Below are 11,550 nucleotides of genomic sequence, written 5' to 3'. Positions count from 1 at the left end.
CGGTCGTCCTTTATTAAAAGAGGGTTGCGGTACCCTCTGGCATCTTCTTGGAGCGCTTTTTGAGCGCCGCCGACGCGAAATACTCCATCTCGTTTTCGCGCAGAATGCGGATGGCGTTCGTCGTACCGGGCACGCCGATGGGGTCGCCCGCGGTAACGATGTACATGGCGTGGCGGTCAAGCACCTGCCGCGCCAGACCGCTCTGCACCACTTCGATGAGCATCTTGTCCACGCTCGTCGTCCGCGTCAGAAACGCCGGAACGACCCCCCACACCAGGGTGAGAAGGCGCGCCACGCGGTCACTGTGCATCACGGCCAAAATGGGGTTCTCGGGGCGGTAGCGGGCCAGTTTTTTCGCCGATTGCCCCGAGGCCGTCAGCGCGATAATGGCCTCGGCGTCGATCTTCTGCGACAGCAGGACCGCCGATTCGTCGATCACGTCCATCTCGTCGAAACATTCGAACTGCGCGAACTTGTGGTACGGGTAGATCTTCTCCGTCTCGCGGATCGTTTCCGTCATCGTTTCGACCGCTTTGACCGGGTAGGCACCCACGGCACTCTCCTCGGAGAGCATCACGCAGTCGGTACCGTCGAGCACGGCATTGGCGACGTCGCTGATCTCCGCCCGCGTCGCCCGTTCGGCCTGGGTCATGGAGAGGAGCATCTGCGTGGCGGTAATGACGGGTTTACTTTTTTCGTTGGCTTTGCGGATAAGCATCTTCTGCAGCGTCGGGACCTTGTAGAAAGGGACCTCGATTCCCAGGTCGCCCCGCGCCACCATCAGCCCGTCGCTGGCTTCGAGGATCGCGTCGATGTTTTCGACGGCGTCGAACTTCTCGATCTTCGCGATCAGCTGGGTATTCCCGCCATGGCGCTCCACTTCGGCCCGAACGTCCTCCATGTCCTTTGCCGTCTGCACGAAGGAGATCGCCATGAAATCGACCCCGTTCTTCACCCCCCAGGCTATATCTTCGCGGTCCTTTGCCGTCAGGACCTCCAGTCCCAGGGAAGTGTGGGGGAAGTTGACCCCCTTGCGGGAGCTGAGTTGGCCGCTGTTCTGCACTTCGCAGACAACGCTGTCGCCCGTCGCGACGACCGTGGTGCGCAGGGAGCCGTCCGCAAAATAGATCGCCTCCCCCTTCTCAACCTTGGCCAGCAGTTCCGGGTGGTTGAGGCTGAGGCGCAGGCGTCCCGGCGCGATAAAGACCCCGTCGCTTTCTTCGGCCGTGAACTCAATCCTGTCGCCGGGGGAGAGCTCCACGATGCCGTCGATGAGGCCGATGCGCACCTTCGGTCCGCTGATATCCTGCAGCACGCCGACGATCAGGCCGCAGCGGCTCGCCGCTTCGTAAATGCGTTTGAGATTGGCTTCGTGGTAGTCGTGGGTCCCGTGGCTGAAGTTGAGACGGAAGACGTTCACGCCCGCACGGATCATCCGTTCCAGGGTGTCGACGTCCTCGCACGCGGGGCCTACTGTCGCCAGAATCTTGGTATGTTTTTTCATCGCAATCCTTCAGAGTCCTTCCGGACATTGCGCCAAAACACGTCTCCGGACCGCAGACCGGAAATGGCATTCTTGGAACTATGATAACCAAAATCGTATCGCGGTACAGTAGCAGAATGATTACAAAAAAGGCAGTGGGTGGTCAGCGGGGAGGCAGTAGGGCCCCCGCAGGGGGTTATTCGATGTTCGTGTAGACGGCCTGGACGTCATCGTCCTCTTCAAGTTTGTCGATCAGCTTCTCGACCTCTTCCATCTGCTCCTCGGTGAAGCTCTGCGGATTGTTCGGAAGGCGCTGCAAGGAGGCCTTCTTCACTTCGATTCCCATCCCCTCCAGGGCTTCCTGGAGTGAACCGAAACTGGTATAGTCGCCGTTGACGTAAACGGTGCCCTCGTTCTCGTCCAGCTCTTCAAGACCGGCATCGATCAGCTCAAGCTCCATCTCCTCAAGATCCATCGCGTCCGTTTTTTCAAATTCGAAGACCGCTTTGCGGTCGAACATGAACTCGAGTGAACCGGTTTTGAGCAGTTCGCCCCCGCTTTTGTTGAAGTAGCTGCGCACGTTGGCGACGCTGCGGTTGTTGTTGTCCGTCGCGCACTCGACGAAGATCAGCGCGCCGTGCGGCCCTTTGCCCTCAAAATTGACCTCGGCGATGTCCGCGGCGTCTTTCCCGCTGGCGCGCTTGATCGCCGCCTCGATGTTGTCCTTGGGCATGTTCTGCGCTTTGGCGGTCTGGATCGCCAGACGCAGCTGCGGGTTCATATCGGGGTCCGGTCCCCCCGCTTTGGCCGCCATCGTGATCGTTTTGGCCAGTTTCGGAAAAATCCGGGACATATTGCCCCAGCGCTTCTCTTTCGCCGCGCGGCGGTATTCAAACGCTCTACCCATCGTATCCTCTTTACAGGGGGTCTCCCCTTTTGTTTCCGCAATTATAGCAAAAGCCTTTGCTACAATAACGGTATGAAGCCGATGCCCGCCGTTCCCGATGCCCTCGCCCCACTCATTGACGCCCTCGCCGCGCAGGGGGTACGCCCCGTGTTTGTCGGCGGCTATGTGCGCGATGCGCTGCTGGAGGCTCCCAGCAAGGATATCGATATCGAGTGTTTCGGCGCCCCCTCCCTGGAGGCCCTTATCCCACTGCTGACCCCCTTCGGCAGCGTCAACAGCGTCGGCAAATCCTTCGGCGTTCTCAAACTGAGCCTGGGCGATTACGACCTCGACCTCTCCCTTCCCCGGGTCGAGACGAAAACCGGACCGGGCCATACGGGCTTTGCCGTCACGACGTTTGAGACGTTTGATTTTAAAACAGCGGCCAAACGGCGCGATTTTACCGTGAACGCCATCGGCTACGATCCGGTCGAACAGAAGCTCCTCGATCCCTACGGCGGAGAGAGAGACCTGGAGACCCAAACCCTGCGCTGCGTCAATGAAAGCACCTTCGTCGAAGACCCGCTTCGGCTGCTGCGCGCCGTACAGTTCTCCGCCCGTTTCCGTCTCATCCCGGACCCGCATCTCATACGTCTGGCGCACACGATGATGGCACAGGGGCTGCTTGCCGAACTGCCCAAAGAGCGCATTTTCGAAGAGTTCAAAAAGCTGCTGCTCAAATCCGACACCCCCTCCGTCGGACTGCGGACGATGCATCTTCTTCACATCACCCCGTTCTTTCCCGAACTTGCCGCCCTGGAGACGACCGATCTCTGGGACGTCGTGCTGCGGGCGCTCGATACGATGGCATCTATCCGCCGCCGCGTGGAAAGCGACCCCCTTGCCATGATGTTCGCCCCGCTCTGCATCGGCATGCGAGATCCAAACGCCTTTCTCACCTCACTCACCGATGACAAACGGCTTGTTTTGAACGTGCTTGATTATGTAAAGTACCACGGCCAACCCGAACGGCTCTACGCCGAAGCGGCGTCGGACGCGGAGGTAATGCGCCTGGCACGGGACGTCCGCATCGATACGATCGCCGCCGTTGCCGAAGCCTGCTACCGGGGACGCCACCCCGCCGCCGAGACGAGCGACGCCGTGGCCTGGCTGCTGCACAAGGCGGAGAGACTGGGCGTGCTGAATGCGCCCAGGGCCGCCCTGCTGAACGGGGAGGCGCTTATCGCCGCCGGGCTATCACCCTCCCCCCGTTTCAAAACGATCCTGGATGCGGCCTACGACGCCCAGCTCGAGGGCGCGTTCTCGGATGAGGAAGGTGCAAAGGCATGGCTGAAGGATTATTTGTCGGATTTGGGGTAATCGTAGGCGAGTGTTTTATAGCGTTCGAATTGAAATGCCGACCAGCTGCAGGGGATCTCGAATCGGATATAGGCCGCGGTCGGCATGTGGACGGCTTTTCCGCCCAACGTTTCGGCGATCCACTCTATGGTCGGGTTGTGTCCGATGATCATCAGTTCGTCGACGGCGTCATCGACCTTTCGGATCACCTCGGCGTAGGTTTCGGACGAAGCCTCGTACAATAACGGTTCCGTTTGGACGGCTAACGCCCCGTCATAAACTTTTTGCAATGCCGCCGCCGTCTGCCGGGTACGCCGGGCGGAAGAGACAAGGACGAGATCGGGGGTATAGTGTTCGGCGTGAAGGCGCTCCGCCATGGTTTTGGCCGCTTTCTTGCCGCGGGCATTGAGGGGACGTTCGTGATCACCGAGGGCCGGGTCGTCCCAGGAGGACTTCGCATGCCGCATCAGTGTCAACGTACGCATCAGAGGGTTTTGATATGTTTCTTGACGAGCACGCCGACGCCCGTTTCGGAACTGGCGCCGATGCACGAAAGCGCATAATCCAGACGGCTGCGGTATTCGTTCTCATCAATGGGAAGCCCCGTGCCGTCCGCCGCCTGCATCGTAAAGGTACCGTCGGGGGATTTGAAGTACCGGATACCCCGGCAGAAGAAGCAGAGCGGCTTATCCTGTTTCAGCACGGCATAAAAATCGATGCCGTCGTCCCGCATGTCCATCATGATCGCCTCCGCACCGTCGCCGCTGCGTTTGGCCAGTTGACGCTCCATCTGCGTCTGAAAAAAGTCCGCTAATGACTCTTGCATTTTCTCCCCCATCTCCTCATGGAATCTAGGGCAGAATTTTACCACAGAATCGTTAAATATTATGGCGTTATAATATTAATATTATTTATATGATTTATTTTGTTATTCGGCTGCTGTCGATCTCGATGACCGTATGAACATTCCCGCGGGGGTTGAAGTCCGCCGTGATTTTCATCCATTTGGGCTTGAGTTTGCGCTCGAGGACTTCATAGATCTCGTTCGCGCTGTTTTCATGGGAGATGTGACGATCGCGGAAGGCGTTGATGTAGAGCTTGATCGCCTTGAGTTCGACCACCCACTCATCGGGTGTATACTCCAGGTAGATCGTCGCGTAGTCCGGGTAGCCGCTGCGCGGACAGAGACAGCTGAACTCCGGCAGGGTCATCTTGATAATATAGTCGCGTTTGTGCTCGTTTGGCCAGATCTCAAGATCCTTCTCCACATCAAAGTTTGCGATAATCTCTTCACCATATTTCATTCTTTACTCCTTGATGGTATCGATGGGACTGAGATAGTTCCCCTGGATCATGTCGACCCCGACTGCCTTTGCGGCATCATAGGCGGCTTCGTCTTCGATCATCCTGATCCAGCTGCGGTAGCCCAGCGTTTTCACCGTCTGCTGCAACCCTTCGACGAGCGCACGGACCCTCGGTTCCGTAATGCTTTTCCCCAGCGTGCTCTCGTAGCGGACGAAGTCCACGTCAAGATCCTGCAGATAACGCAGCGAAGCGTGAATCCCGCCCAGGCGGTCCAGCGCAATGTAGATCCCCGCCCGGCGGAAGGCCTGCAGCCTCGTATTGAACTGCGACGTCTGGTGATAGAAGTTGCTTTCGCTGATCACGAATACCAGGCGGTATCGGAGTTTGTCGTTATTGGAGAGCAGCATCATAATGTGCTCCAGGAAAAGCGGGTTGCGCAGCGAAGAGGGAGAGACATCGACGGCGATCATCTGCCCCGGTTCGAGTGTTTCAACTTCGGCCAGCGCCGCTTCGGTCTGTATTTCGTCAAAACGGCGCAGCAGTCCCAGACGGTTGATCACCGGCATAAAGCGTTTCTGGTGAACGAGTTTGCCCTCCCCCGTGACCAGCTTGAAGGCCTGTTCGAAAAGCAGAGGTTTTCCCCCCTCGAACACGGCCTGGTACGCATAGGAAAAAGAGCGTGCATTGACCGCTTCGAGTACCAGATGCTCCACCGTGTCCGGGTCGATCTCCTCCCCATCGGTTTTGAGCATTTTCGCGTTCTCGCCCTGCAGCTCATAAAGCCAGTCGACCAGCTTCTCGATGGAGCGCGAATGGCGGGTATCCGTCATGGAGCCCAGGATGTCGATTTCGATCTCCTCGAGGCTGTAGTGCTGGAACTTGACGCAGAGCAGCTCCATCATCGAACTGAAATCCTCCTGCTTTCCCTCGAGCGCGATGATAAAGTCCCCCCCTTTGAAGTGGGCGATCGGGACGCGGTACATTTTCTGCTCGTTCAGATAGGCGGCGATCCTGTTGGCGACACTGTAAAGCACTTTGTCCCCGTTCGTAAACCCGTACTGCTGGTTGATATCGTCCAGGTTGACGACGCTGAGCAGAAAGAAGGTGTAATCCTTTTTCTTCAGCTCCTTTTGCATCTGCGCGCTGAAGTACTCCCGGGTAAAGGCATGGCTGATCGGGTCCGTGATCCGCTCGTTGAATCCCTGGTAGATCAGGTAAAAGAGGTAGTAGACCATAATGCCCAGCATACTGAAGGCAACAATGATAAACGTGTTGGGGATCGTATTGAAATAGCGCAGCATCACCGATGCCGTGGTGATGACTGCCAACGCAAAAACAGGGAGCCCCATTCGCAGGGCGAGTTTAAAGCGGTTTTCGCGCTCCTTGGCTTCGGGATAGAGTAGACTCATGGGTTATACGTCAAGGTGTTTGACGTCCTTGGCGTGGGTCTCGATGTAGTTCCGGCGCGGCTCGACTTCATCGCCCATAAAGAGGTTGAAGGCATCGCTCGCCGCTTCGGCATCTTCGATATTCACGCGAAGCAGCACGCGGTTTTCCGGTGTCATCGTCGTCTCCCACAGCTGTTCCGGGTTCATTTCACCAAGCCCTTTATAGCGCTGGATGTAAGAGCCTTTGCGTGCATACTCCTTGATCTCTTCGAGGATCTCGAGCGGATCGCCGCCGATATCGATACCCCACTCTTTCATCTTGTCATAAACGAACTGCGCCTCGTTGAAGTGCGGCGCGCTGAAAAGCTCATCGTTAATGCGGAGCTCTTCCATCCCTTCTCCCGTCTGGACGAAGAGGTGGATCTCCTCTTCGGAAACGAGTTTGGAGAGAATATTGTTGCCGCGTTCGGCGAGGAAACGTTCGACCTCGGCGTACATTTTTTCCGAATCCAGCCCGATGATGTCCGGGTTCTCGATGAAGTGGCGGATCAGGCTGACAAGGGAGTAGCGGCGCTCCAGCGCTTCGAGACTGCTGTTGTAGTGGTCGACCATCTTGAAATAGGAGACAAGGTCGTTATGGCCGATTCCCTCGATCTCCAGCGACTCGACGCCGTTCTCGATCAGGAAGTCATTCATGACACGGTCGTTTTTGAAGTAGATCTCTTTTTTACCCTTCTTGTAGCGGTAGAGCGGCGGCTGCGCCAGGTAGAGGTAGCCGTTCTCGACGATCGTCGGGAAATAGCGGAAGAAAAAGGTCAGCAGCAGGGTCTGAATGTGCGAACCGTCGACGTCGGCATCGGTCATGATGATGATCTTGTGATAACGCAGCTTCTCTTCGTCAAACTCTTCGCCGATCCCGCAGCCCAGCGCCGTGATCATGTTCGTGATCTCGTCGGATTTGAGGATCTTGTCCAGGCGCGCTTTTTCAACGTTGAGGATCTTACCTTTGAGCGGCAGGATCGCCTGAAAGACACGGTCACGCCCCTGCTTGGCGGAACCGCCCGCGGAGTCGCCCTCGACGAGGTAGAGTTCGCTGATCGTCGCGTCTTTGCTCTGGCAGTCGGCCAGTTTCCCCGGCAGGGTACCGACGCTCATGGAGTCCTTGCGGCGGGTAAGGTCGCGTGCTTTTTTCGCCGCTTCGCGTCCTCTCGCCGCCATCAGCGCTTTTTGAACGATCGCTTTGGCCTCGATAGGATTCTCTTCAAAATACTTGGAGAGCTGCTCATATGAGGCTTTTTGGACCAACGGACGGACATAGGTGTTACCCAGTTTGCCCTTGGTCTGACCCTCGAACTGCGGTTCGGGCACCCGGACGGAGACGACGGCAATCAACCCTTCGCCGGTATCTTCACCGCTGAGTTTGACGTCTTTCTCTTTTGCATTCCCGTTTTGGCTGTTGTAGGTCGAGATGACACGTGTCAGTGCTGCGCGGAAACCGGCTTCATGCGTCCCGCCGTTGGGGGTGCGGATATTGTTGACGAAGCTGTAGACCTTCTCTTCGAAGCTGTCGTTGTACATCAGCGCGATATCGAGTTCGATATCTTCGATTTTTGCATTGTACTCATACGGCGAAGCGACCTGGATCTTCTTATTGAGATCGGAAACGAACTGGGTAATACCGCCTTCAAAATGGTAGGTTTCGCTTCTGCCGTCGCGCTCATCCTTGAAGATGATCTTGATTCTCGGGTTGAGGTAGGCGAGTTCTTTGAAACGTCTGGCAAGGTAGTCGTACTCGAAAATAACCGTTTCGGTAAAGATTGAGGGATCCGGAGCAAATTCAATCGTTGTTCCGTGTTTGCGGGTATTTCCCGTTACCTCGAGGATCTCCTGGGGAATCCCCTGTTTGAAATCCTGTTCATGGATCTTGCCGTCGCGGTGGATCGTCATGTGGAGGTTGCTACTGAGGGCGTTGACGACGGAGACACCGACCCCGTGCAGACCACCTGAGACCTTGTAGGTATCCTTGTCGAATTTCCCCCCGGCATGCAGGACGGTCAGAACGACGGTGGCGGCGGAAATATTCTCGGTCGGGTGCATATCGGTCGGAATCCCGCGCCCGTTGTCGCCAATGATCGCGGTACCGGCTTTGGTGAGCGTTACGGTGATCGTGTCACAGTATCCGGCCATTGCTTCGTCGATGGAGTTGTCGACGACTTCGTAGACGAGATGGTGCAGACCGCGATGGCCCGTATCACCGATATACATCCCCGGACGTTTACGTACGGCCTCGAGTCCTTTGAGGACTTTAATATTGCCTGCGCCGTAATTTTGTTCCATGATCGCTCCAGTAGGCTAAATGGGTTTAATTTTATCCAAAAAGGGCTAATAAATTAATTTTATGGGCTTAGAGGAGACGGGAGCAGGCTCTGCCTGCGAAAAAAGAGAAGCGCAGGTCAGATGACAATCGGCATGACGATTGTTTTGAACGCTTCTTCTTGCAGCATGAAAGGCATATTGGGTTCGTTGAGTCCGAGGGTAAAATGGGTCTGATCGATCTGCCCGAGGAAGTCGAGTATATAACGGCTGTTGACGGCAAAGACGAAAGAGGAATCGATCCCGGTGTCGACATTGATCTCTGTCGTAGCCTTGTTGTTCTCGTCGCTGAGGCTTTCAAAGAGGATACGGCCGCTCTCCAGGGTTAGTTTCATGTCATTGGAGATTGTCGTGATCTGTTTGATGGCATTGACGATGTCGCTTTTGGGCAGGGTGAGGTTGTAGCGTGTCGATGCGGGGATAATGCGGTTGTAGTCGGGGAACTTTCCGTTGATCAGCTTCGTAAAGAAGGTGTACTGGTCGGATTTGATCAGCAGATGGGTGGCATCGTAGTAGATGTCGATATTGCTCGTAAAGAGTTTCTGGATCTCGATAATCGCTTTTTTGGGAATGATCAGGGAGAGTTCGCTGCCGCTGGTCTGCGGAATGGCGATGATGGCAAGACGGCGGGTATCGGTAGCGACAAAGTTGATCTGGTCGGATTTGATATCGATGAGCGCACCATTGAGTTCGAACTTCGGATTGTTCGTATCGGCGGCAGGCGTGATCTTTTTCAGGGAGTTGATCAGCAGACCGGAATCGATCTCGACTCCGGGTTTGTTCTCAATGGAGGCAAAAGCCGGGAACTCCTGGGCATTGTACATCGGGAGCTGGAAGTCGGAGTGTCCCTGGGTGATATCGAGCATACCGTCTTTCGTATTGAGGTTGACGTTGCCGTCACTGAGGATGCGGACGATGTCGAGGAGTTTCTTGCCGTTGGCTGTTGCCATGCCGGGCTCGATAACGTTGATATTGCCGGCTTCGATCACAAGGCCGATTTCATAGTCGGTGGCTTTGACGGTCAATGTGTTCGATGCAGTCGCTTCGAAGTAGAGGTGGGATGTGATCTGGGAGAGATCTTTTTTCTCCAGAAACGGCTGTGTGTGGATCAGGATATTTTCCAACACGGATTTGGCGATCTCGAACTGCATCGAAGCTCCTGTTATATATTTAAATTTTTAGTAGATGATAGTAGTCTGCCGTTTTTTTGTGAAAAAGCAGAAAACATCCCTACTTTTAGGGCTTTTCCCATGTGAATAAAGTCGATTGCCTTCTTCACATTTGTTCACTTGGCACATTATATCTTTTTTTATTTGCAAAGAAAATATAGATAAAGGGTGCTTTTTTAGACAGTCTCCGGCGGCATGGCGGTGATTTTATTATGCAGCTCGTTGATCTTGACCTTGAAGTTCTCATCCTCTTCGAGAAGCTGGTGGATTTTTTTCATTGTATGGCTGACGGTGCTGTGGTCTTTCATCCCGAAATACTGGGCGATCTGCGGCATCGACATCGGGGTCAGTTCGCGGGCGAGGTAGATGGCGACGCGCCGGGCGGCGACGATGTTGCGGCTGCGGCTTTTCGAGCGGATTTCGCTCGGTTTGACGTTGAGCTCTTTGGCGATGGTCTTCATGATCCCGTCGATGGAGATGTTGTCGCTCTTCTCCTGGAGCTGCTCGCGCAGGGCGTTTTTGGCGAAATCGAGGGTGATCTCCTGGTGCATCAGCTGGGAGTAGGCGTGCAGCTTGGAGAGGATCCCCTCGATCTCCCGGGTGTTGTTGTCGATGACGGTTGCAATATAGTTGACGACGTCGTCGCCGAGAATAACCCGGTTGATCTCGCATTTTTTCTTGATGATCGCAATCTTCGTCTCCAGCTCCGGCGGCTGGATGTCGGCCACAAGCCCCCATTCGAAGCGGCTCTGCAGCCGCGCTTCCAGGCCGGCGATCCGCTTGGGGGGTTTGTCGGAAGTGAGGACGATCTGTTTGCCCTCGCTGCGCAGGGTTTCGAAGGTGTGAAAAAACTCCTCCTGGGTCTGGATCTTGTTGCTGAGGAACTGGACGTCATCGATCAGCAGCAGGTCGCACTGGCGGTACTTCTCTTTAAAGCGGTCCATCGTCTGGTTGCGCAGGTGGCGGGTAAAGTCGTTGACGAACTGCTCGACGGAGGTGTAGACGACGGTTTTGCCCTGCAGCAGCATGACATTGCCGATGGCCTGCATCAGGTGGGTTTTGCCCAGACCTACCCCGCCGTAGATAAAGAGGGGGTTGTAGACCTGTCCCGGCCGCTCGCTGACGCTCTTGGCCGCGGCGTAGGCGAACTGGTTGGAACTGCCGGCGACGAAGTTTTCAAAGGTGTAGGCGGGGTTGAGCATGGAGTGCTTCGGCCCTTCTGCCGGGGTGACCGCGGCAGAAGGGCCGCTTTTCCCGGCGAGGCCCTTGGCCTTTTTGACCCGGATATTGACCTCTCGCGTGCTCCCCGTTTTGATCTCGAAGAGGTGGGCGATCTTGGAGGCATAATGGTTCTTGATCCAGCTCGCGAGGAGGGGGTTGGGCACTTCGAAAACGGCGAGGTCGCTGCGCGACGCTTTGGAAAGAAAGCTCATCTGTTTGACGTAGCGGTTGTATTCGACCTCGCTGATCTCCTCTTTAAGCATCTCCAGAATCGTATCGCCGATCGTCATCGCAGCTCCCGTTCGCTATAATTTCCACAATGTGAATAATGATGTGAATTATAGCAGACAATTTGAGGCATAATGC

10 protein-coding genes are annotated in these 11,550 nt (G+C 55.7%); 1 reads left to right on the top strand and 9 read right to left on the bottom strand.

The window, feature by feature from the left end:
• Positions 1-13: 13 nt before the first annotated feature.
• Positions 14-1,504: a pyruvate kinase gene (gene pyk / locus LOH54_RS00050; protein ID WP_231019537.1), complete on the bottom strand. Its 1,491-nt coding sequence runs from the start codon at positions 1,502-1,504 to the stop codon at positions 14-16.
• A gap of 175 nt (positions 1,505-1,679) precedes the next feature.
• A complete protein-coding gene (locus tag LOH54_RS00045) occupies positions 1,680-2,390 on the bottom strand; it encodes a YebC/PmpR family DNA-binding transcriptional regulator (protein WP_231019536.1) in 711 nt (236 codons plus the stop codon).
• Positions 2,391-2,462: 72 nt separating this feature from the next.
• Between LOH54_RS00045 and LOH54_RS00040 the strand changes: the two genes are divergently transcribed.
• A complete protein-coding gene (locus LOH54_RS00040; protein WP_231019535.1) occupies positions 2,463-3,749 on the top strand; it encodes a CCA tRNA nucleotidyltransferase in 1,287 nt (428 codons plus the stop codon).
• Here the strand turns inward: LOH54_RS00040 and LOH54_RS00035 are convergent.
• The 7 genes from LOH54_RS00035 to dnaA all read right to left on the bottom strand — a co-directional run bounded on the left by LOH54_RS00035 (position 3,728) and on the right by dnaA (position 11,474).
• Positions 3,728-4,213: a SixA phosphatase family protein gene (locus tag LOH54_RS00035; protein ID WP_231019533.1), complete on the bottom strand. Its 486-nt coding sequence runs from the start codon at positions 4,211-4,213 to the stop codon at positions 3,728-3,730. The two genes, LOH54_RS00040 and LOH54_RS00035, sit on opposite strands and share 22 nt — an antisense overlap.
• Entirely contained in the window at positions 4,213-4,554 is a 342-nt protein-coding gene (locus LOH54_RS00030) for a hypothetical protein (protein ID WP_231019532.1), read from the bottom strand. The genes LOH54_RS00035 and LOH54_RS00030 overlap by 1 nt, the downstream gene beginning before the upstream one ends.
• Before the next feature lie 94 nt (positions 4,555-4,648).
• The gene (gene queF, locus LOH54_RS00025; RefSeq protein ID WP_231019531.1) at positions 4,649-5,032 is read right to left on the bottom strand and encodes a preQ(1) synthase; all 384 of its coding nucleotides are present in this window, start codon (positions 5,030-5,032) and stop codon (positions 4,649-4,651) included.
• Between the two features lie 3 nt (positions 5,033-5,035).
• Positions 5,036-6,442 carry an EAL domain-containing protein gene (locus LOH54_RS00020; protein ID WP_231019530.1) on the bottom strand — a complete coding sequence of 469 codons (1,407 nt, stop codon included), beginning with the start codon at positions 6,440-6,442 and terminating at the stop codon, positions 5,036-5,038.
• Between the two features lie 3 nt (positions 6,443-6,445).
• Positions 6,446-8,758: a DNA topoisomerase (ATP-hydrolyzing) subunit B gene (gene gyrB, locus LOH54_RS00015; RefSeq protein WP_231019529.1), complete on the bottom strand. Its 2,313-nt coding sequence runs from the start codon at positions 8,756-8,758 to the stop codon at positions 6,446-6,448.
• A 116-nt stretch (positions 8,759-8,874) separates the two neighbouring features.
• Complete coding sequence (gene dnaN, locus LOH54_RS00010) at positions 8,875-9,945, bottom strand: DNA polymerase III subunit beta (RefSeq protein WP_231019527.1); 1,071 nt, start codon at positions 9,943-9,945, stop codon at positions 8,875-8,877.
• Positions 9,946-10,139: 194 nt separating this feature from the next.
• Positions 10,140-11,474, bottom strand: coding sequence for a chromosomal replication initiator protein DnaA (gene dnaA / locus LOH54_RS00005; protein ID WP_231019526.1), 1,335 nt, complete (start codon positions 11,472-11,474; stop codon positions 10,140-10,142).
• Between the last annotated feature and the right edge of the window lie 76 nt (positions 11,475-11,550).

The organism is Sulfurimonas sp. HSL-3221, assembly GCF_021044585.1.
Classification (GTDB): Bacteria; Campylobacterota; Campylobacteria; order Campylobacterales; family Sulfurimonadaceae; genus Thiomicrolovo; species Thiomicrolovo sulfuroxydans.
The sequence above is the reverse complement of the archived record's forward strand: the minus strand, read 5'-3'. Positions and strand labels throughout refer to the sequence as shown.

Bases quoted from the DNA above. Each gene is read 5' to 3' on its own strand.
- LOH54_RS00040 (WP_231019535.1), top strand. From the start codon at position 2,463: ATGAAGCCGATGCCCGCCGTTCCCGATGCCCTCGCCCCACTCATTGAC.
- dnaN (WP_231019527.1), bottom strand. From the start codon at position 9,945: ATGCAGTTCGAGATCGCCAAATCCGTGTTGGAAAATATCCTGATCCAC.
- LOH54_RS00045 (WP_231019536.1), bottom strand. From the start codon at position 2,390: ATGGGTAGAGCGTTTGAATACCGCCGCGCGGCGAAAGAGAAGCGCTGG.
- LOH54_RS00020 (WP_231019530.1), bottom strand. From the start codon at position 6,442: ATGAGTCTACTCTATCCCGAAGCCAAGGAGCGCGAAAACCGCTTTAAA.
- gyrB (WP_231019529.1), bottom strand. From the start codon at position 8,758: ATGGAACAAAATTACGGCGCAGGCAATATTAAAGTCCTCAAAGGACTC.
- LOH54_RS00035 (WP_231019533.1), bottom strand. From the start codon at position 4,213: ATGCGTACGTTGACACTGATGCGGCATGCGAAGTCCTCCTGGGACGAC.
- pyk (WP_231019537.1), bottom strand. From the start codon at position 1,504: ATGAAAAAACATACCAAGATTCTGGCGACAGTAGGCCCCGCGTGCGAG.
- queF (WP_231019531.1), bottom strand. From the start codon at position 5,032: ATGAAATATGGTGAAGAGATTATCGCAAACTTTGATGTGGAGAAGGAT.
- LOH54_RS00030 (WP_231019532.1), bottom strand. From the start codon at position 4,554: ATGCAAGAGTCATTAGCGGACTTTTTTCAGACGCAGATGGAGCGTCAA.
- dnaA (WP_231019526.1), bottom strand. From the start codon at position 11,474: ATGACGATCGGCGATACGATTCTGGAGATGCTTAAAGAGGAGATCAGC.